This window comes from Chroogloeocystis siderophila 5.2 s.c.1, assembly GCF_001904655.1.
Lineage (GTDB): Bacteria > Cyanobacteriota > Cyanobacteriia > Cyanobacteriales > Chroococcidiopsidaceae > Chroogloeocystis > Chroogloeocystis siderophila.
This window is the reverse complement of sequence record NZ_MRCC01000006.1, coordinates 16,193-34,208: the sequence shown is the minus strand read 5'-3', so window position 1 is coordinate 34,208 and position 18,016 is coordinate 16,193. Positions and strand designations below refer to the sequence as shown.

The 18,016-nt window shown below is 44.8% G+C and carries 29 protein-coding genes; 28 read left to right on the top strand and 1 reads right to left on the bottom strand.

Translation table 11 applies throughout. The annotated features are described in order from the left end of the window. Positions 1 to 14 precede the first annotated feature (14 nt). The 26 genes from rplV to prfA all read left to right on the top strand — a co-directional run bounded on the left by rplV (position 15) and on the right by prfA (position 14,504). Entirely contained in the window at positions 15 to 383 is a 369-nt protein-coding gene (gene rplV, locus NIES1031_RS08265; protein WP_015187437.1) for a 50S ribosomal protein L22, read from the top strand. A gap of 18 nt (positions 384 to 401) precedes the next feature. Further along, positions 402 to 1,151 (top strand): 30S ribosomal protein S3, encoded by a 750-nt coding sequence (gene rpsC, locus NIES1031_RS08260; protein ID WP_073548977.1) that lies wholly within the window; start codon positions 402 to 404, stop codon positions 1,149 to 1,151. Between the two features lie 42 nt (positions 1,152 to 1,193). Beyond that, complete coding sequence (gene rplP / locus NIES1031_RS08255; RefSeq protein ID WP_073548976.1) at positions 1,194 to 1,613, top strand: 50S ribosomal protein L16; 420 nt, start codon at positions 1,194 to 1,196, stop codon at positions 1,611 to 1,613. Positions 1,614 to 1,617: 4 nt separating this feature from the next. Then, positions 1,618 to 1,848 carry a 50S ribosomal protein L29 gene (rpmC, locus tag NIES1031_RS08250; protein ID WP_015187434.1) on the top strand — a complete coding sequence of 77 codons (231 nt, stop codon included), beginning with the start codon at positions 1,618 to 1,620 and terminating at the stop codon, positions 1,846 to 1,848. A gap of 6 nt (positions 1,849 to 1,854) precedes the next feature. Next, entirely contained in the window at positions 1,855 to 2,106 is a 252-nt protein-coding gene (gene rpsQ, locus NIES1031_RS08245; protein ID WP_015187433.1) for a 30S ribosomal protein S17, read from the top strand. Positions 2,107 to 2,124: 18 nt separating this feature from the next. Further along, entirely contained in the window at positions 2,125 to 2,493 is a 369-nt protein-coding gene (gene rplN, locus NIES1031_RS08240; RefSeq protein ID WP_015187432.1) for a 50S ribosomal protein L14, read from the top strand. Further along, on the top strand, positions 2,493 to 2,849 hold the full coding sequence (gene rplX / locus NIES1031_RS08235; protein WP_073548975.1) for a 50S ribosomal protein L24: 357 nt from the start codon (positions 2,493 to 2,495) through the stop codon (positions 2,847 to 2,849). The genes rplN and rplX overlap by 1 nt, the downstream gene beginning before the upstream one ends. A 53-nt stretch (positions 2,850 to 2,902) precedes the next feature. Continuing rightward, positions 2,903 to 3,448: a 50S ribosomal protein L5 gene (gene rplE, locus NIES1031_RS08230; RefSeq protein WP_015187430.1), complete on the top strand. Its 546-nt coding sequence runs from the start codon at positions 2,903 to 2,905 to the stop codon at positions 3,446 to 3,448. A gap of 19 nt (positions 3,449 to 3,467) precedes the next feature. Further along, entirely contained in the window at positions 3,468 to 3,869 is a 402-nt protein-coding gene (rpsH, locus tag NIES1031_RS08225; protein ID WP_015187429.1) for a 30S ribosomal protein S8, read from the top strand. A gap of 169 nt (positions 3,870 to 4,038) precedes the next feature. Further along, a complete protein-coding gene (gene rplF / locus NIES1031_RS08220) occupies positions 4,039 to 4,578 on the top strand; it encodes a 50S ribosomal protein L6 (RefSeq protein WP_073548974.1) in 540 nt (179 codons plus the stop codon). Then, a complete protein-coding gene (gene rplR / locus NIES1031_RS08215) occupies positions 4,578 to 4,940 on the top strand; it encodes a 50S ribosomal protein L18 (protein ID WP_073548973.1) in 363 nt (120 codons plus the stop codon). The genes rplF and rplR overlap by 1 nt, the downstream gene beginning before the upstream one ends. A gap of 60 nt (positions 4,941 to 5,000) precedes the next feature. Continuing rightward, complete coding sequence (gene rpsE, locus NIES1031_RS08210) at positions 5,001 to 5,528, top strand: 30S ribosomal protein S5 (RefSeq protein WP_015187426.1); 528 nt, start codon at positions 5,001 to 5,003, stop codon at positions 5,526 to 5,528. A 36-nt stretch (positions 5,529 to 5,564) separates the two neighbouring features. Further along, positions 5,565 to 6,017: a 50S ribosomal protein L15 gene (gene rplO, locus NIES1031_RS08205; protein WP_015187425.1), complete on the top strand. Its 453-nt coding sequence runs from the start codon at positions 5,565 to 5,567 to the stop codon at positions 6,015 to 6,017. Between the two features lie 71 nt (positions 6,018 to 6,088). Beyond that, complete coding sequence (gene secY, locus NIES1031_RS08200; protein WP_073548972.1) at positions 6,089 to 7,402, top strand: preprotein translocase subunit SecY; 1,314 nt, start codon at positions 6,089 to 6,091, stop codon at positions 7,400 to 7,402. Then, positions 7,402 to 7,959 carry an adenylate kinase gene (locus NIES1031_RS08195; protein ID WP_073548971.1) on the top strand — a complete coding sequence of 186 codons (558 nt, stop codon included), beginning with the start codon at positions 7,402 to 7,404 and terminating at the stop codon, positions 7,957 to 7,959. The genes secY and NIES1031_RS08195 overlap by 1 nt, the downstream gene beginning before the upstream one ends. 233 nt (positions 7,960 to 8,192) lie before the next feature. Then, the gene (gene infA, locus NIES1031_RS08190; RefSeq protein ID WP_006276978.1) at positions 8,193 to 8,417 is read left to right on the top strand and encodes a translation initiation factor IF-1; all 225 of its coding nucleotides are present in this window, start codon (positions 8,193 to 8,195) and stop codon (positions 8,415 to 8,417) included. A 107-nt stretch (positions 8,418 to 8,524) separates the two neighbouring features. After that, a complete protein-coding gene (gene rpmJ, locus NIES1031_RS08185) occupies positions 8,525 to 8,638 on the top strand; it encodes a 50S ribosomal protein L36 (RefSeq protein ID WP_015187421.1) in 114 nt (37 codons plus the stop codon). An 84-nt stretch (positions 8,639 to 8,722) separates the two neighbouring features. Further along, entirely contained in the window at positions 8,723 to 9,103 is a 381-nt protein-coding gene (gene rpsM, locus NIES1031_RS08180; protein ID WP_015187420.1) for a 30S ribosomal protein S13, read from the top strand. A gap of 58 nt (positions 9,104 to 9,161) precedes the next feature. Further along, positions 9,162 to 9,554 carry a 30S ribosomal protein S11 gene (gene rpsK, locus NIES1031_RS08175; protein WP_015187419.1) on the top strand — a complete coding sequence of 131 codons (393 nt, stop codon included), beginning with the start codon at positions 9,162 to 9,164 and terminating at the stop codon, positions 9,552 to 9,554. Between the two features lie 202 nt (positions 9,555 to 9,756). Next, complete coding sequence (locus NIES1031_RS08170; RefSeq protein ID WP_015187418.1) at positions 9,757 to 10,704, top strand: DNA-directed RNA polymerase subunit alpha; 948 nt, start codon at positions 9,757 to 9,759, stop codon at positions 10,702 to 10,704. 71 nt (positions 10,705 to 10,775) lie between these two features. Then, the gene (gene rplQ, locus NIES1031_RS08165) at positions 10,776 to 11,126 is read left to right on the top strand and encodes a 50S ribosomal protein L17 (protein WP_073548970.1); all 351 of its coding nucleotides are present in this window, start codon (positions 10,776 to 10,778) and stop codon (positions 11,124 to 11,126) included. An 18-nt stretch (positions 11,127 to 11,144) separates the two neighbouring features. Further along, entirely contained in the window at positions 11,145 to 12,005 is an 861-nt protein-coding gene (gene truA, locus NIES1031_RS08160; RefSeq protein WP_073548969.1) for a tRNA pseudouridine(38-40) synthase TruA, read from the top strand. A 113-nt stretch (positions 12,006 to 12,118) separates the two neighbouring features. Beyond that, positions 12,119 to 12,574, top strand: a complete 456-nt coding sequence (rplM, locus tag NIES1031_RS08155; protein WP_073548968.1) for a 50S ribosomal protein L13 — start codon at positions 12,119 to 12,121, stop codon at positions 12,572 to 12,574. Then, positions 12,574 to 12,990: a 30S ribosomal protein S9 gene (rpsI, locus tag NIES1031_RS08150; RefSeq protein ID WP_015187414.1), complete on the top strand. Its 417-nt coding sequence runs from the start codon at positions 12,574 to 12,576 to the stop codon at positions 12,988 to 12,990. Before rplM ends, rpsI begins: the two co-directional genes overlap by 1 nt. A 104-nt stretch (positions 12,991 to 13,094) precedes the next feature. Continuing rightward, positions 13,095 to 13,334, top strand: coding sequence for a 50S ribosomal protein L31 (gene rpmE, locus NIES1031_RS08145; protein WP_015187413.1), 240 nt, complete (start codon positions 13,095 to 13,097; stop codon positions 13,332 to 13,334). Positions 13,335 to 13,403: 69 nt separating this feature from the next. After that, positions 13,404 to 14,504 carry a peptide chain release factor 1 gene (gene prfA, locus NIES1031_RS08140; protein ID WP_073548967.1) on the top strand — a complete coding sequence of 367 codons (1,101 nt, stop codon included), beginning with the start codon at positions 13,404 to 13,406 and terminating at the stop codon, positions 14,502 to 14,504. Positions 14,505 to 15,037: 533 nt separating this feature from the next. On the opposite strand, the gene NIES1031_RS08130 is transcribed toward prfA, so the two are convergent. Beyond that, positions 15,038 to 15,763 carry a DUF4198 domain-containing protein gene (locus tag NIES1031_RS08130; protein WP_073548966.1) on the bottom strand — a complete coding sequence of 242 codons (726 nt, stop codon included), beginning with the start codon at positions 15,761 to 15,763 and terminating at the stop codon, positions 15,038 to 15,040. A 351-nt stretch (positions 15,764 to 16,114) separates the two neighbouring features. Between NIES1031_RS08130 and NIES1031_RS24250 the strand changes: the two genes are divergently transcribed. Both NIES1031_RS24250 and NIES1031_RS08125 read left to right on the top strand, forming a co-directional pair. Next, positions 16,115 to 16,276 (top strand): hypothetical protein, encoded by a 162-nt coding sequence (locus tag NIES1031_RS24250; RefSeq protein ID WP_178378084.1) that lies wholly within the window; start codon positions 16,115 to 16,117, stop codon positions 16,274 to 16,276. Further along, a complete protein-coding gene (locus tag NIES1031_RS08125; protein WP_073548965.1) occupies positions 16,277 to 17,965 on the top strand; it encodes an ABC-F family ATP-binding cassette domain-containing protein in 1,689 nt (562 codons plus the stop codon). Positions 17,966 to 18,016 lie beyond the last annotated feature (51 nt).

Below are 18,016 nucleotides of genomic sequence, written 5' to 3'. Positions count from 1 at the left end.
AAAGGAGAAAGGTTATGGCTAGTGATACTACAGAAGTAAAAGCAAGTGCGCGCTACATTCGGATGTCTCCCTATAAAGTACGTCGCGTTCTCGATCAAATTCGCGGGCGATCATACCGCGAGGCGCTGATTATTCTTGAATTCATGCCCTACAGAGCGTGCGATCCAATCCTCAAAGTGCTCAGAAGTGCAGTTGCTAATGCTGAACATAACGCCGGATTAAATCCAGCGGAACTCAAAATAACTCAAGCGTACGCGGATCAAGGTCCCGTGCTCAAGCGTTTTCAACCTAGAGCGCAAGGGCGAGCTTACCAAATTCGTAAACCTACGTGTCATATTACTGTAGCCGTCGCTACAGATGCAGCATTGGCAGCAGAAAGTTAGTAACTAGAGGAAGTATTTGTGGGACAGAAAATTCATCCAGTTGGTTTTCGGCTAGGAGTGACTCAGGAACACCAATCGCGGTGGTTTGCTGAACCAGCGCGCTATCCTGAGATTTTAAAAGAAGACCATAAGCTACGCAATTATATCGAGCAAAAGCTGGGCAGGCTAGCACAAAACAACGCAGGAATTTCAGAAGTCCGGATCGAGCGCAAAGCGGATCAAATCGATCTAGAAGTACGTACCGCTCGCCCTGGTGTTGTTGTTGGTCGTGGTGGTACTGGTATCGAATCGCTGCGCACAGGACTACAAGAATTACTCGGTGGAAATCGCCAAATTCGCATCAACGTAGTCGAAGTGCAACAAGTCGATGCTGACGCTTATCTGATTGCTGAGTATATTGCACAGCAGCTAGAACGTCGCGTTTCTTTTCGCCGTGTCGTCCGTCAAACGATTCAACGCGCTCAAAAGGCTGGTATCCAAGGTATCCGCATTCAAGTCAGTGGTCGATTGAACGGTGCAGAAATTGCACGTACCGAGTGGACTCGTGAAGGTAGAGTTCCCTTACATACGTTACGGGCAGATATTGACTATGCCTATACTACTGCTCAAACAATCTACGGCATTCTAGGCATCAAGGTGTGGATCTTTAAAGGAGAAATTATTCCTGGACAAGAACCAGTACAAACACCTTCATCAAATCAGCCACGTCGTCGCCAGCCACAACAGCGCCGTCGTCAGCAGTTTGAAGACCGTTCCAACGAAGAATAAAATCCGTTAGCGGTTAGTTAATTGCGCACAAGGTACTAAATCATGTTAAGTCCTAGAAGAACAAAATTCCGTAAACAACAGCGCGGACGGATGGAAGGAGTCGCCACACGCGGTAATACCCTTAATTTTGGTGACTTTGGTCTTCAAGCTTTAGAACCCGCTTGGATCACCTCGCGTCAAATTGAGGCTTCGCGGCGAGCAATGACTCGCTACATCCGCCGTGGTGGTAAAATTTGGATTCGCATTTTTCCTGATAAGCCGGTAACGATGCGCCCAGCCGAAACACGGATGGGTTCGGGTAAAGGTTCGCCAGAATACTGGGTAGCAGTTGTTAAACCAGGACGGATATTATTTGAAATCGCGGGTGTTCCCGAAGCAACCGCCCGCGAAGCGATGCGCTTGGCAATGTACAAGTTGCCAATCAAAACAAAGTTTATTGTGCGTTCTGAGGAGGAGGTCTAATTCAATGCCACTTCCGAAAATTTCCGAAGCGAGAAACTTGAGTGACGAAGAACTAACGACTCAAATCGCGGCGCTGAAAAAGCAACTATTTCAACTGCGTTTGCAAAAAGCTACACGACAGTTAGAAAAACCACATCAGTTCAAGCACGCTCGGCACCAGCTAGCCCAATTGCTCACTGTAGAACACGAAAGAAAGTTAGCAGCACAATCATCACAGTCGGTTGCAGAAAAATAGATAACTATGGCAATTAAAGAACGAGTTGGCGTAGTGGTGAGCGACAAAATGGAAAAAACGGTTGTCGTCGCCGTAGAAAACCGCGCTCCTCACCCCAAGTACGGAAAAATCGTTGTCCAAACACGGCGCTATAAAGCTCATGACGAAGCAAATGAGTGTAAAGAAGGCGATCGCGTCCGCATTCAAGAAACAAGACCGCTCAGCCGCACAAAACGCTGGGTAGTTAAAGAAATTCTGAGTAGTGCCACTACTAGCTAGACAATCGGGAGACAAACCGTGATTCAACCCCAGTCTTACCTTAATGTTGCTGATAATAGCGGTGCGCGCAAACTCATGTGCATTCGCGTTATGGGCGCAGGTAATCGCCGTTATGGCAATGTAGGCGATGTGATTATCGCCGTTGTTAAAGATGCCATTCCGAATATGGCAGTCAAAAAATCAGATGTTGTGCGCGCAGTCATCGTGCGTACGCGTAAAGGATTGCGTCGCGATAGTGGCATGAGCATTCGCTTTGATGACAATGCTGCGGTCATTATTAATGCCGATGGTAATCCCAGAGGTACGCGTGTTTTTGGACCTGTTGCCCGCGAACTACGCGACAAAAACTTTACCAAAATCGTTTCCCTGGCTCCGGAGGTGCTGTAATGGCTGCACGTAAAAACGGGAATGCGCCGATTCGCCACAAAATGCACGTCAAAACCGGAGATACCGTACAAGTTATCTCAGGTAGTGACAAAGGCAAAGTCGGCGAAGTCCTCAAGACGTATCCCAAGTTAAGCAAAGTCATCGTTAAAGGCGTAAATATCAAAACCAAGCACGTCAAACCTACACAAGAAGGTGAATCCGGTCGAATTGTGACCTCAGAAGCTCCGATTCACAGTTCTAATGTCATGCTCTACTCGACAAAGCAAAACGTTGCAAGTCGCGTTTGCTACACCTTTAATGAGCAAGGTCGTAAAGTCCGCATGCTCAAAAAAACTGGTGAAATCCTTGACAAATAGCTTTAAAGCTAAGTTTTCCTGACCAAGACCAGGAAGTAGTAAAAGTAAAAACTATGACAGCACGACTCAAAACCTTATACCAAGAAAAAATAGTCCCGCAGCTGATGGAGCAATTTCAATACACGAATATCCATCAGGTGCCAAAGCTTGTAAAAGTAACGGTAAACCGAGGTTTGGGCGAAGCCGCACAAAATGCGAAAGCGCTCGAATCGTCGATTAACGAGATTGCCACAATTACAGGTCAAAAACCCGTTGTGACACGCGCGAAAAAGGCGATCGCTGGCTTCAAAATTCGCCAAGGTATGCCAGTAGGATTAATGGTGACATTACGCGGCGAACGAATGTACGCCTTTGTTGATCGACTCGTCAACTTAGCGTTACCGCGCATTCGCGACTTTCGGGGTATTAGCCCCAAAAGCTTTGATGGTCGTGGTAACTATACCCTCGGTGTCCGCGAACAACTTATTTTCCCAGAAGTTGATTACGACAGCATCGACCAAATCCGAGGTATGGATATTTCCATCATCACGACAGCAAAAAACGATGAAGAAGGTCGCGCATTACTCAAAGCAATGGGCATGCCTTTTCGGGATCAATAAAGTTTATTAAGAGGAAACGATGGCGGCTAACGACACAATTGCAGATATGCTGACGCGCATCCGCAATGCTAATATGGCGCGGCATCAGACAACACAGATACCAGCCACAAAAATGACCCGCAGCATTGCTCAAGTGTTAAGAGAAGAAGGGTTTATCGCCGATTTTGAAGAGGTGGGCGAAGGCGTAAAACGTAACTTAGTCATCTCGCTCAAATACAAAGGTAAAAATCGCCAACCTTTGATTACTGCGTTGAAGCGCATTAGTAAGCCTGGTTTACGCGTTTACTCGAATCGCAAAGAGTTACCACGCGTACTCGGTGGAATTGGTATCGCGATTATTTCGACTTCTAGCGGCATCATGACCGACCGCGAAGCCCGACGTCAAGGCTTAGGCGGTGAAGTGCTTTGCTATGTTTGGTAAAACAGCTAGCTGAGTAAGAAGGTAAATTAAAGGCTGGTAACGGGTTATTGGTTATTGGTCATCAGAAAGAGTATTAATCAACATGTTACCCATTACCCAACAACGGAAAGGTGTAATTTTTAATTATCCCCATTTACTTAGCAGCTAGTTGATTAGGAGTTAATAAGTCATGTCTCGAATTGGTAAGCGCCCAATCGCGATTCCCGCCAAAGTACAAGTCACTCTTGACGGGTTACAAGTTACAGTTAAAGGACCAAAAGGCGAACTTTCACGTGAACTGCCATCCGCAGTAACGATTGAGCAAGAAGGCGATACGCTACTCGTCAAAAGAAAAGATGACTCGCGTACTGCCCGCCAGATGCATGGTTTGGCACGCACGTTGGTTGCCAATATGGTCGATGGCGTCTCGCAAGGATTTCAACGTCGGTTAGAAATTCAAGGAGTCGGCTATCGTGCGGCGGTTCAAGGTCGCAACCTAACGCTAAACGTAGGATACAGCCATCCAGTACAAATCGAACCTCCTGAAGGAATTCAAATCGCTGTAGAAAACAATACGAACGTCATTGTGACTGGTTTTGATAAAGAACTGGTAGGCAATACGGCAGCAAAGATTCGTGATGTTCGTCCGCCAGAACCGTATAAAGGTAAAGGCATTCGCTATTCTGGTGAATTTGTCAGACGTAAAGCTGGTAAGGCAGGTAAGAAGTAATGAAGTTAGATCGTAGAGAATCTAAAAAGATTCGACATCGCCGCATCCGAGGAAAAGTTAGCGGTTCCCAAGAACGTCCTCGCTTAGCCGTGTTTCGTTCGCATCAGCACATTTATGCGCAAGTGATCGACGATACACAACACCATACGCTGGTTGCAGCTTCGTCACTTGAGCCAACTTTAAAGCAATCGCTGAAATCTGGCGCGACTTGTGAAGCATCTATCGAGGTTGGCAAATTAATTGCGCAGCGATCGCTTGAGAAAGGTATCTCCAAAGTTGTCTTTGACCGTGGGGGAAACTTGTATCATGGTCGTGTAAAAGCTCTAGCCGAAGCGGCACGCGAAGCAGGGTTAGATTTTTAATTGTGCCAGGAGCTAACCATTAGCAACAGAGCCTAAAAATACTTAAGAAGGATACAAACTATGGCAACTGGTGGTCGTCGTAAAAGTAACCGTGTAAAAGAAAAGGAAACGAACTGGCAAGAGCGAGTTATTCAAATTCGCCGTGTCAGCAAGGTAGTAAAAGGTGGTAAAAAACTCAGCTTTCGTGCAGTTGTCGCAGTTGGAAATGAACGCGGTCAAGTTGGAATCGGCGTAGGCAAGGCCGGAGATGTGATCGGGGCAGTAAAAAAAGGTGTCGCCGATGGCAAAAAGCATCTTGTCGATGTTCCACTCACTAATTCCAACTCGATTCCCCATCCCATCAATGGAAGTGGTGGTGGCGCACAAGTGATGATGCGCCCTGCTGCCCCAGGAACAGGAGTCATCGCAGGTGGTGCGGTTCGTACCGTGCTAGAACTTGCTGGCGTGCGTAATGTTTTAGCTAAGCAACTCGGCTCGAATAACCCACTTAACAACGCTCGTGCGGCGGTTAACGCGCTATCTACCTTACGGACCTTCTCCGAAGTTGCAGAAGAGCGTGGCGTACCAATTGAAAACCTCTACGCTTAATCTATATTTGTCCAACTCAAAACGAGTATCAAGTCAATGAGACTAACTGATCCTAAGCCTCAAGCAGGCTCAAAAAAACGCCGCCGTCGTGTTGGGCGCGGTATTTCAGCAGGTCAAGGAGCAAGTGCTGGTCTAGGTATGCGCGGGCAAAAAGCTCGTTCAGGTAGCAGTACCCGACCAGGCTTTGAAGGCGGTCAACAACCTCTGTATCGGCGCATTCCCAAGCTCAAAGGCTTTCCGATCGTTAATCGTAAGCAGTACACTACGATCAATGTATATAAGCTGGCATCACTTCCTGCCAATACAGAAGTCAATCTAGCTTCCTTACGCGAAGCTGGTATTCTTACTGCTGTACAGGGACCGCTGAAAATTTTGGGAGACGGGGAAATTAATATTCCCTTACGAGTTCAAGCCGCAGCTTTCACCAAACAAGCGCGTGAGAAAATCACAGCAGCTGGTGGAAATTGTGAAGTCCTCGAATCCAAATGATCGAAGCCCTGTTTTTTGGTAGACGAGTACCTTAAACAAACCCAGCTGGATTCCCAAAAAGGTACCTCTTTATGATTAGCAGAGACAAAGCCCCAACGGCACAAGAAACTTTTATGCAGATGGCACAAGCAGCGGGTTTGCGAAGGCGGCTGCTTGTGACTATTGGTATTTTAATTTTGGCTCGTCTTGGCGTGTTTTTGCCTGTCCCAGGAATTAATCGCGCTTTGTTCGCCCAAGCAAGTCAATCTGGCAATAATGCTTTATTCGGTTTCTTAGATATCTTTTCTGGAGGTGGACTTTCAACGCTGGGAGTCTTTGCTCTAGGAATTTTGCCGTACATTAATGCTTCTATTATCATCCAATTATTGACCGCTGCTATCCCAGCTTTAGAAAATCTTCAGAAAAATGAAGGTGAAGCTGGACGGCGGAAAATTTCCCAAATCACGCGCTATGTTTCCTTAGGTTGGGCTATTCTCCAAAGTATTTTTATTGCGGCTTTTTGGCTGCAACCGTATGCTTTCAACCCAGGGCCTATTTTTGTTGCTGAAACGGCGATCGCACTCACCGCAGGTTCCATGTTCATTATGTGGGCATCGGAATTAATCACCGAACGCGGTGTTGGTAACGGTGCATCGCTTTTGATTTTTGTCAATATTGTTGCTTCACTTCCAAGAGCATTAGGAGACACGATCGCATTTGCGCAAACGGGTAGCAGAGAAGCGGTAGGCGGCGTTGTTGTTCTGCTGTTAGTCTTCCTCGTTATGATTGTCGGGATTGTCTTCGTTCAAGAAGGAACCCGCCGCATTCCGATTATTTCTGCACGTAGACAAGTTGGGCGGCGCTTTTTCCAAGAACAGCGTAGCTACTTACCCTTGCGGCTCAACCAAGGCGGCGTTATGCCAATCATTTTTGCTTCTGCTGTTCTGATTTTGCCCGCTTCGTTGGCGAGTTTTACCCGTAACGAGTTTCTCTTAAGAATTGCCAATTATCTTAGCCCCAATGGTCCTACACCTTGGGTTTATGCGCTTGCTTATCTCGTTTTAATTTTGTTCTTCAGCTACTTCTACGCCACATTAATCGTTAATCCAGTAGATTTAGCGCAAAACTTAAAGAAAATGGGCGCTACGATTCCTGGAATTCGTCCTGGGAGAGCTACAAGTGAATACGTCGAACGTGTCTTGAATCGTTTAACTTTTTTAGGCGCAATCTTTTTAGGTTTGGTCGCAATTGTTCCGACTGCTGTAGAAAGCGCGACTCAAGTTCGTACTTTCCAAGGTCTAGGCGCAACGTCTTTGCTCATCCTAGTTGGTGTTGCTATTGACACAGCAAAGCAAATTCAAACTTATGTGATTTCCCAACGTTATGAAGGAATGGTGAAACAATAGTGACGCGATTGATTTTCCTGGGAGCGCCAGGCGCGGGTAAAGGTACTCAAGCTCAAACATTGGCTCATCACAGGAATATTCCTCATATTTCCACTGGCGATATTTTGCGCCAAGCAATGCAAAGGCAAACCCCTTTGGGGGTGAAAGCGCAAGATTATGTTTCGCGGGGTGAATTGGTTCCCGATGAATTAGTCAACGACTTAGTTGAGGAACGGCTCGATGAACCTGATGTTGAGCATGGCTGGATTCTAGATGGATTTCCGCGCAAGGTGAGTCAAGCAAGCTTCTTGGATGAATTGCTTCAACAAAAGCACAGCGATCGCAATGTTCGAGTTATCAATTTAGAAGTACCAGACGATGTACTCATGGCAAGACTTTTAGGGCGCGGTCGTGCAGATGATAACGAAGAAGTTATTCGTCGGCGTTTAGAAGTGTACCGTGAGCAAACTGCTCCGTTAATCGACTATTACCGCGATCGCCAGCAACTTGTCTGTGTTAATGGCAATCAATCTTTGGAGGAAGTTACTGCAGAATTACTCGATGTAATTGATTCTTAAAGAAAGGTATCTTAAAGGCGCTTACGGCAGTTGGCAGTAATACATCTAGTAGGATTGAATATTACCGCTTACTGCCAGCTTCTAGTTTGGTATCTCAAATCCCAAGTCAATCTTTAATAAGATATATTAATGATAAGTTGGGATATTTTAATACTCGTCATCAATCGATAACGACGACGATACGATTAGCTGCTTTACTTTATAGCAGCGTGTTGAGTTGAGGAAAGTTTAAATTGTCTAAACAAGATTTAATTGAGATGGAAGGCACAGTCACCGAGTCATTGCCCAATGCGATGTTTCGGGTAGACCTTGACAATGGTTTTAATGTTTTAGCACATATTTCTGGCAAGATCCGCCGTAACTATATCAAAATTTTACCTGGCGATCGCGTCAAAGTGGAACTAACGCCATACGATTTAACAAAAGGAAGAATCACGTACCGCTTGCGCAAGAAATAGCATTCTTTCAAGTCTAGCAGCAGTTTTTGGCTGATAAGCGCACTCCTTGCTCCTTGCTTCACTCATAAAAATATTGATATAATATAGAGTTTGTAATAAAGGAAAAAATGAAAGTCAGAGCATCAGTCAAGAAAATTTGCGAAAAGTGCAGTATTATCCGCCGCAAAGGTCGGGTAATGGTAATTTGCGAAAACCCCAAACATAAGCAACGCCAAGGCTAAACACTAGCACAGTAGAAGTGTGACGTCCTTGGAGGCATCTTCAAATATTATCGTAGCAATCGCAGGAACAGGGAGAAATTCATTGTGGCAAGAATTGCAGGTGTAGACCTTCCACGCGATAAGCGTGTTGAAATCGGTCTGACTTACATATATGGAATTGGGCTAACTCGCTCAAAAGAAGTTTTGGCACAAACGGGTGTTAATCCAGATACTCGCGTCAAAGATTTAAGCGACACCGATGTTGCAGCACTAAGAAGTGCGATTGAAAGCAACTATCAAGTCGAAGGTGACTTAAGACGCTTGGAAGCAATGAACATCAAGCGCTTAGTCGATATTGGTACTTATCGTGGTCGCCGCCATCGCATGGGTCTACCTGTACGCGGACAACGGACGCGGACAAATGCACGGACTCGCCGTGGTAGACGTCAAACCGTAGCAGGTAAAAAGAAAGCCCCTGGTAAGTAAAACTTAACTCGTTCAGTGAAACTCCCACGAAAAACCAAGCCAATTATTTCTTAGTATTATGGCGCGACAACAGAAAAAATCAGGTACGAAAAAGCAAAAACGCAATGTTCCGAATGGCATTGCTTACATCCAATCCACTTTCAACAACAGTATCGTCACGATCGCTGACCAAAACGGCGACGTTATTTCTTGGGCTTCAGCCGGTTCAAGTGGCTTTAAAGGAGCAAAAAAAGGAACTCCCTATGCTGCGCAAACAGCAGCAGAAAGTGCAGCCCGACAAGCAACTGACCAAGGTATGCGTCAAATTGAAGTCATGGTGAGCGGACCTGGCGCAGGTCGAGAAACAGCAATTCGGGCATTGCAAGGAGCAGGGTTAGAAATCACGTTGATTCGAGATATTACCCCAATCCCTCATAACGGTTGCCGTCCGCCAAAGCGCCGTCGAGTCTAATTAAGTCAGTCAATGCGGCAGCATTCCTAAATTTTGCTTGAGCAAGCTTTTGAGGCAAGCCAAAATTATTTTGTAAACACGAAGCAGATTGTCTCGTCTGCGGTAGCCGCCGTTAATGAAACAGTGGTAACGAGGCATCTGCGCATTGAAATTAGGCAAATATGCCTAAATTGGCATCTAAATTACTAAGGGAGGTCACTCCGTGGCGCAGTTTCAAATTGAATGTGTCGAGTCTAATACGCTAGAGAATCGGAGTCAATACAGTAGATTTGTCCTGGAACCTCTCGATCGCGGTCAAGGAACGACCGTTGGTAACGCGTTAAGACGGATTTTACTATCTAATCTAGAAGGAACAGCAATTACAGCCGTTCGGATTGCTGGCGTGAGCCATGAATTTGCCACAATTCCAGGTGTTCGGGAAGATGTGCTAGAGATTCTCATGCGCATGAAAGAAATTGTTCTTAAAAGCTACTCTTCGCAACCGCAAATTGGGCGCTTACTCGTAACAGGACCTGCAACCGTAACAGCTGAACACTTCGACCTTCCATCCGAGGTAGAAATTATCGACCCAAGTCAGTACGTTGCAACCGTTGCTGAGGGTGCGAAACTCGAAATGGAATTTCGGATTGATCGCGGTAAAGGCTATCGTACAGTTGAGCGGGGGCGCGATGAAGCTACTGCTTTAGACTTTCTCCAAATCGACTCGATTTTCATGCCGGTACGCAAAGTCAACTATAGTGTCGAAGATGCTCGCGTTGATGGTTCGTTGCAGAAAGACCGCTTGATTCTAGAAATTTGGACAAATGGTAGCTTAACTCCCCAAGAGGCGCTGTCGTCGGCTGCAAATATTTTGGTCGATCTGTTTAACCCACTCAAAGATATTTCGCTGGAGGCGATGAAAGATGAGTCGCCGACCGATGAAGATCCAACTAGCCAAATTCCCATCGAAGAACTTCAGCTTTCTGTAAGAGCATACAACTGCTTAAAGCGGGCGCAAGTCAACTCAGTCGCAGACTTATTAGATTACACCCAAGAAGATTTGCTAGAAATCAAAAACTTTGGGCAGAAGTCCGCAGAAGAAGTCATCGAAGCCTTGCAAGATCGCTTAGGCATCACGCTACCGCATGAAAAGTCCGCAAAACCATCGTAGTTGACTGTTATGAAGTTGCTAGCAGTAACTCAAGACAACATTGCACACCACCTTAAATTGTAAACATCACCATGCGTCACCGTCGTCGTGTTCACAAACTCGGTAAACCAGCTGATCAGCGTCGCGCTCTTTTGAGAGCACTAACAACAGAGTTAATTCGTCACGGACGAATTACGACTACTACAGTTCGCGCTAAAGCAGTTCGGTCAGAAGCCGAGAAAATGATTACTTTAGCGAAAAATGGCTCCTTGGCTGCGCGTCGAGAAGCACTTGGCTATATTTATGACAAACAACTTGTTCATGCTTTGTTTGAACAAGCACCTAGCCGTTACGGTAGTCGGACTGGTGGATATACGCGAATTTTGCACACTGTCCCACGTCGAGGCGATAACGCTGAAATGGCGATTATTGAACTCGTGTAGATGCAGTGAGATAGTTGCATGATTGCCTCAAAATCCGAGCTAAAACGAGTAGCCCTAGTCATTCAATACTTGGGTACTCATTTTCATGGATGGCAGCGGCAACTAAAATTACGGACAGTACAAGCAGAAATCGAAGATGCGATCGCTCGCGTACTCGGTTATCCTGTCACACTGCATGGTGCAGGGCGTACTGATACAGGAGTTCATGCTGCTGCACAAGTGGCACACTTTGATGCATCAGGTCCCATTCCGGCAGAACGTTGGGCAGCAATTCTTAATAGCTATCTTCCTCAAGACATCTTGATTCGCGGTTCTGCTGCTGTTGAGAGCGACTGGCACGCTCGGTTTGATGCCAAGTGGCGACGTTATCGCTATACGCTCTATACCGATGCCCGACCTAACTTGTTTGTTCAGCCGTTGAGTTGGCATTATTACTATGCGAACTTAGACGAAAATCTGATTCGGGCTGCGTTACAGCCGTTACTTGGCAAACATCACTTAGCAGCTTTTCATCGCGCAGGGTCGCGTCGCAAGCACTCATGGGTAGAAGTCCAAGCAGTAACGTGCAATCGCCAAGGACCATTTATCCATATAGAAATTCAAGCAGATGGTTTTTTATATGGAATGGTACGGTTAATAGTAGGATTACTTGTCGATGTGGGGAAAGGTAGCTTATCACTTGAGAAATTCACTGAGCTTTGGCAACAGCAACGCCGCGAAAATGTGAAATATGCGGCTCCACCCCAAGGCTTATGCTTACTCCGCGTTGGCTATAGCGATTTTCCTTTTCCTCCAGAAGTTTGGTATGACACCTTACCGCAGTTGGTGCTACCAGATACAAACTACGTTTCTTCCGTAGGGGACAAAGGCAAGCGCTAGACCAAGTACTCTCTTCAAATGTCAACACTTAGATGCTTCAAATGAGCTTGTAAACAAAATCATACACCATTGATTTATTTGTTAGTTGAAATTTAAAGGACACGAAAACACCCATGAACAAAACATATATTCCAGCACAAGATACCATCGAACGCGAGTGGTATGTTGTCGATGCAACTGACCAGCGCTTGGGCAGATTAGCAACTGAAATCGCCATGATTTTGCGCGGTAAAAATAAACCAGAATTTACGCCACACATGGATACAGGCGGCTTTGTTATTGTTGTTAATGCTGACAAAGTGATTGTTACTGGGAAAAAGCGCAGCCAAAAGCTCTATCGTCGCCACTCAGGACGTCCTGGCGGGATGAAAACAGAAACCTTTGCTCAACTGCAATCGCGACTACCAGAGCGCATTGTAGAACACGCAGTTAAAGGAATGCTGCCTAAAAATAGTTTAGGACGTCAATTATTTACCAAGTTAAAAGTTTACGCAGGCGCAGAACATCCGCACCAAGCACAACAACCAAAAGAAATTAAAATTCAGACAATACCAGGAGAGCAAAACTAATGCAAGCAACAGATACGACAAGCGATCGCGTGATGTATAGAGGTACTGGTCGCCGTAAATCTTCCGTCGCCAGAGTCCGTTTAGTCCCTGGCGATGGACAAATGATTGTTAACGGTAAACCAGGCGATTTATATTTTCAATTCAACCCCAATTACCTCGCAGTCGCTAAAGCCCCGTTAGAAACCTTAGGGTTAGAAAATGAATACAACATCTTAGTGACGGCGCACGGTGGTGGCTTAACCGGACAATCCGATTCAATTCGTTTAGGTGTCGCCCGCGCTCTGTGTCAACTCGATCCAGAAAACCGTTCGCCACTAAAGTCTGAAGGCTATTTAACGCGCGATCCCCGTGCAAAAGAGCGCAAGAAATACGGTTTACACAAAGCACGGAAAGCTCCTCAGTTCTCCAAGCGATAAAAATTATCAGCGATCAGCTTTTGGAGGTTTGTTGCTCGTCAATATGCTGAGCGCTGAAGGCTAAAAGCTACAATAGATATAAGCAATTACAAAGAAAACAGACAATGGCAAAATCTGATATTCATCCGCAGTGGTATCCTGAAGCAAAAGTTTACTGTGATGGTGAACTTGTTGCGACTGTTGGTTCAACTAAACCCGAACTACACGTTGATGTGTGGTCAGGTAACCATCCTTTCTATACAGGTACGCAAAAGATTATCGATACCGAAGGTCGAGTAGAACGGTTCCTACGGAAGTACGGCATGATGGAAGCCGACTCTACAGGCGACGATAAGAAAAAGTAGCCAGGCTAGATAGTCGAACCGGATACTGTTTTGTGACCTTCTACTATCTTGCTAAAGCGATCGCACTTTATGCCTGAAACTTATCTGCTAAACAAACTCAAATCTGTCGAGCAAACTTTTAACGAACTCACCCGCCGCCTTGCTGACCCTGATATTGCTAGAGATCCTGGCGAATATCAGAAAGTTGCTAAGGCACGTTCTTCATTAGAAGAAGTTGTGACGACCTATGAAACCTGGAAAACGACTCAAGACGAGTTGGTAGGTGCTAGGGAAGTCATGAAAGAAGCCAATGGCGACGCAGAATTACAAGAAATGGCAGCACTGGAAGTCGCCGAACTCGAAGAACAGCTAGAACAACTAGAAGTTCGCTTAAAAATCTTGTTGCTACCACGCGACCCTAACGACGAAAAGAACACCATGCTGGAAATTCGTGCGGGTACTGGTGGTGATGAGGCAAGTATTTGGGCGGGTGATTTGGTGCGGATGTACTCGCGGTATGCAGAAAGCCAAAACTGGAAAGTTAAGTTGATTAGCGAATCGCTCGCAGAAATGGGCGGCTTTAAAGAAGCCATACTAGAAATTCAAGGCGATCAAGTTTATAGCAAGCTGAAGTTTGAAGCAGGAGTACACCGCGTCCAGCGCGTTCCAGTAACTGAAGCAGGCGGAAGAGTCCACACATCAACAGCTACCGTAGCCGTAATGCCAGAAGTTGATGATGTCGAAATTGAAATTGACCCGAAAGATATTGAAATGACCACAGTGCGATCAGGTGGTGCGGGTGGACAAAACGTCAACAAGGTGGAAACGGCGGTCGATCTATTCCATAAACCTACGGGAATTAGGATTTTCTGTACCGAAGAACGCAGCCAGTTGCAAAACAAAGAACGCGCAATGCAAATTTTGCGAGCCAAGCTGTACGAAATGAAGCTCCGCGAACAACAAGAGGCGGTGACTTCAATGCGGCGATCACAAGTCGGTACAGGATCGCGTTCGGAAAAAATCCGTACTTACAACTACAAAGATAACCGCGTCACTGACCACCGCTTAGGACAAAATTTCTCTTTGGCTCCAGTTCTAGAGGGAGATTTAGAACCAATGATTCAAGCTTGCATCTCGCAAGATCAGCAAGAACGTTTAGCAGAATTAGCTGCTTCTGGTACAGGTTCGTAGTTAAGATAATTTGTACAATAAGCGTGCCTATTGCCATAACAGCTTGAATGTAGTCAGTTTTGGCAAGGGTATATGTTTCGCGCTCTGATTTAAAATGTTTGGCTAATTGACGTTTTAAATCAGTATATTGTTGGGCTTCTTCGGAGTGCGATCACAAATAATCTTGAAATGATACACGTTCCCATGAAGTACTATCTGCCTCAACTATTATATGCAGGTGGTGAGTGCGCTGTGAACCATAAGGTGGCATTCCTTTCACTACGAAAGAACATTCACTCAGGAAGGGGATCTTCTTATCCTATGCTTCCCTAATGCTTCTGGTAGCGGAAGGTGATGCCTAGCTTCTTCTAAAGGATGCATGCCCACTAAAAGATCGATAATTGGTTTTGCAGCTAATCCAGGAAATGCTCCTCAGACTTGCCAAATTGCTGCGATCAATGAGGGTCGTATTCCACAATAATAATTTCATCCATGAAATAAACACTAGGGGTTTGGGAATGCTAAACCTCTAGTGTTTATCCCTAATTTAATTATTAAAATCCTCTTTTATCGATTGTTAAACTGCTTGCGTGACCAATTTCATCCGCAGCAGGGTCTTGTGAAGGGGTACTATACTCTGATTCAATAACATGAAATGGTCCTTGTCCGAGCGTCACAAACGCAAAACCATTTTGATTTGTTGTTAACTTTTTACCTCTGTACTCTACAGTAGCTCCCTGTTGTGGTGCGCCTCTATATAATACAAGCACTTTTAGAGTTCCTCCCGCGCCCACAGTAAAAGGATCTTGCTGCGGGATAATTTCTAAAGGTAAACCAAACCACAACGAAACTAATCCTGATGATTCATAAAAAGCTTTTGCATACTTATAAGTATGAACAACATTAGTTTGTTTGTTGTTAGCTGCTAGTGCATCAGGTCGAAAAACATTGATATAATTATCGTCTTTAACAACAAAGTAGCCATTATTGTGGCGAGCCGTTAAAGCAACAATTTTCCCTTGCGGAACTAGGGTAACACCGTTATATCTGCGTTGCACTGAAAGCTGAACAGGAAAGACTGCTTTATCGTAAGCTCTAGCTCCTTGGAACTTAATTGAATCGTATGGGTCTATCTTGTTAAGTTCTGGATGACCATATAATATCTTTAATTCGCCTGGTTTATCCCCTTTGTCAATCCAAATACTATGCGCAAAAGCAGGTTGAATCAATAGCGGAAGTAGTGTCGCACTTAGCACTAACTCTTTTAAAAACTTGATCATTTGAGTTTCCTAATAAGTTTGTATTGCGTACTTGTCTCATATACTTCATTATTTATGAGAATGATAATCAAGCACTAAAGCTATAAATAAACCGTGTGTTAATCGCAAGACAATCCCTGGGTAGGGTATTTATTTGTTAGTTGTAAAATAAATAAATAAAACTTCAAAAATAATGATACAAATCAATTATTTTTATAAATTAAATACCTGTTTATCTTTTTTTAATTTTGTTTTTATTATTCATATTGTACTCAATTGAATATCTACTCGTAACAATTATTGAATAAATGAAGATGAAGCTATAAAGAAATAATTGCTGTCTATAAAAATCTATCAATTTGATAGTTGATATTGAAAGATTACTTAGGTAAGGTGCAGGCGATCACCAAAATTGGGCGCTGTCAGCAGGCAACAGAGGACAGTCAATTTAGTATTAGCCAAATTTTAGGATTAAATTTTGTTACGATTGGAAGCGACGACTCGCGATCGCCTTTCTGCGCATGGAGACTTTGAATGCTGAGACTAGAACATATCAGTAAAATCTACCCTACCGGTGAAGTGCTTAAAGATGTTAATTGGGAAGTCAAAAGTGGCGATCGCATCGGTTTAGTAGGAGTTAACGGTGCAGGAAAATCGACTCAACTCAAAATCATTGCTGGCGAAATTGAACCAACAGCAGGAGAAGTGATTCGTCCAGCAAGTTTGCACGTCGCTTATCTTACACAAGAATTTGAAGTCGATCCTGGGCGCACTGTCCGCGAAGAATTTTGGACAGTCTTTAAGCAAGCAAATGAAGTGCAACAATCGCTCGTACAGGTACAGCGTGATATGGAAACGGCGACGCCAGAAGAGTTAGAGCGCTTGATTCACAAGCTTGATCGCCTGCAACGTACCTTTGAAGCATTAGACGGTTATGGACTCGAAGCGCAAATCGAGAAAATTCTACCAGAAATGGGCTTTGAGCCAACCGATGGTGATCGCTTAGTGAGTTCTTTTAGTGGCGGTTGGCAAATGCGCATGAGTTTAGGCAAAATTCTGTTGCAAAAGCCAGATTTGTTGCTGCTCGACGAACCGACAAACCATTTAGACTTAGAAACTATTGAGTGGTTGGAAAATTACTTAAAAAGCTTAACCACTCCCATGGTGATTGTCTCGCACGATCGCGAGTTTCTCGACCGACTATGTACGCAAATTGTCGAAACCGAACGAGGCGTTTCCACGACTTATTTAGGTAACTATTCGGCTTACTTACAGCAAAAAGCCGAAGCGCAAGTTGCACAACTCAGCGCCTACGAACGTCAACAAAAAGAACTAGAAAAGCAGCAAACGTTTGTTGATCGCTTCCGCGCGAGTGCTACACGCAGTACTCAAGCAAAAAGCCGCGAAAAACAACTTGAAAAAATTGAGCGAATTGAAGCACCAGTCGCTGGATTACGAAGCCTTCACTTTCGCTTTCCACCAGCACCCCGCAGTGGTAGAGAAGTTGTAGTCATTAAAGACTTGGTACACACTTACGAAGAGAAAATTCTATTTTTGGGTGCGGATCTATTAATCGAACGCGGCGATCGCATCGCCTTTTTAGGTCCCAATGGTGCAGGTAAATCTACTTTACTACGCTTGATTATGGGACTAGAGTTGCCTTCAGAAGGCACCGTCAAATTAGGAAATCATAATGTTATTCCAGGTTATTTTGAGCAAAATCAGGCAGAAGCGCTAGAACTTCACAAAACGGTGATGGAAACGATTCATGATGAAGTTCCTGATTGGAAGAACGAAGAAGTTCGGACGCTGCTAGGGCGATTTTTGTTTGGCGGCGACACAGTATTCAAGCAAGTTGTCGCCTTAAGTGGTGGCGAAAAAGCGCGGCTAGCGTTAGCAAAAATGCTGTTACGTCCGGCTAATTTATTGATATTGGACGAACCGACGAATCATTTAGACATTCCTGCAAAGGAAATGCTCGAAGACGCGATTCAACACTATGATGGTACGGTGATTGTCGTTTCACACGACCGATATTTCATCTCTCAGGTGGCAAACAAAATTGTCGAGATTCGGGATGGAGAATTTCGGCTGTATAACGGAGATTATCACTATTATTTGGAGAAAATAGCCGCAGAGAAAGAACAAGCTCGATTGGCGGCGATCGCAGCGGAAAAAGCCGCCAAGAAAGCTGCTAAAGCAACTGCAAAACGAAAATCATAAAGATTTACTATTGGGGATCAAAGAAAAATATAAGATTTTCAATGTTAACTG

Excerpts from the sequence above, each read along its gene's own strand:
- rplV (WP_015187437.1), top strand. The coding sequence starts at position 15 with ATGGCTAGTGATACTACAGAAGTAAAAGCAAGTGCGCGCTACATTCGG.
- rplP (WP_073548976.1), top strand. The coding sequence starts at position 1,194 with ATGTTAAGTCCTAGAAGAACAAAATTCCGTAAACAACAGCGCGGACGG.
- rpmC (WP_015187434.1), top strand. The coding sequence starts at position 1,618 with ATGCCACTTCCGAAAATTTCCGAAGCGAGAAACTTGAGTGACGAAGAA.
- rpsQ (WP_015187433.1), top strand. The coding sequence starts at position 1,855 with ATGGCAATTAAAGAACGAGTTGGCGTAGTGGTGAGCGACAAAATGGAA.
- rplX (WP_073548975.1), top strand. The coding sequence starts at position 2,493 with ATGGCTGCACGTAAAAACGGGAATGCGCCGATTCGCCACAAAATGCAC.
- rplE (WP_015187430.1), top strand. The coding sequence starts at position 2,903 with ATGACAGCACGACTCAAAACCTTATACCAAGAAAAAATAGTCCCGCAG.
- rpsH (WP_015187429.1), top strand. The coding sequence starts at position 3,468 with ATGGCGGCTAACGACACAATTGCAGATATGCTGACGCGCATCCGCAAT.
- rplF (WP_073548974.1), top strand. The coding sequence starts at position 4,039 with ATGTCTCGAATTGGTAAGCGCCCAATCGCGATTCCCGCCAAAGTACAA.
- rplR (WP_073548973.1), top strand. The coding sequence starts at position 4,578 with ATGAAGTTAGATCGTAGAGAATCTAAAAAGATTCGACATCGCCGCATC.
- rpsE (WP_015187426.1), top strand. The coding sequence starts at position 5,001 with ATGGCAACTGGTGGTCGTCGTAAAAGTAACCGTGTAAAAGAAAAGGAA.
- rplO (WP_015187425.1), top strand. The coding sequence starts at position 5,565 with ATGAGACTAACTGATCCTAAGCCTCAAGCAGGCTCAAAAAAACGCCGC.
- secY (WP_073548972.1), top strand. The coding sequence starts at position 6,089 with ATGATTAGCAGAGACAAAGCCCCAACGGCACAAGAAACTTTTATGCAG.
- rpmJ (WP_015187421.1), top strand. The coding sequence starts at position 8,525 with ATGAAAGTCAGAGCATCAGTCAAGAAAATTTGCGAAAAGTGCAGTATT.
- rpsK (WP_015187419.1), top strand. The coding sequence starts at position 9,162 with ATGGCGCGACAACAGAAAAAATCAGGTACGAAAAAGCAAAAACGCAAT.
- rplQ (WP_073548970.1), top strand. The coding sequence starts at position 10,776 with ATGCGTCACCGTCGTCGTGTTCACAAACTCGGTAAACCAGCTGATCAG.
- truA (WP_073548969.1), top strand. The coding sequence starts at position 11,145 with ATGATTGCCTCAAAATCCGAGCTAAAACGAGTAGCCCTAGTCATTCAA.
- rplM (WP_073548968.1), top strand. The coding sequence starts at position 12,119 with ATGAACAAAACATATATTCCAGCACAAGATACCATCGAACGCGAGTGG.
- rpsI (WP_015187414.1), top strand. The coding sequence starts at position 12,574 with ATGCAAGCAACAGATACGACAAGCGATCGCGTGATGTATAGAGGTACT.
- rpmE (WP_015187413.1), top strand. The coding sequence starts at position 13,095 with ATGGCAAAATCTGATATTCATCCGCAGTGGTATCCTGAAGCAAAAGTT.
- prfA (WP_073548967.1), top strand. The coding sequence starts at position 13,404 with ATGCCTGAAACTTATCTGCTAAACAAACTCAAATCTGTCGAGCAAACT.
- NIES1031_RS08130 (WP_073548966.1), bottom strand. The coding sequence starts at position 15,763 with ATGATCAAGTTTTTAAAAGAGTTAGTGCTAAGTGCGACACTACTTCCG.
- NIES1031_RS08125 (WP_073548965.1), top strand. The coding sequence starts at position 16,277 with ATGCTGAGACTAGAACATATCAGTAAAATCTACCCTACCGGTGAAGTG.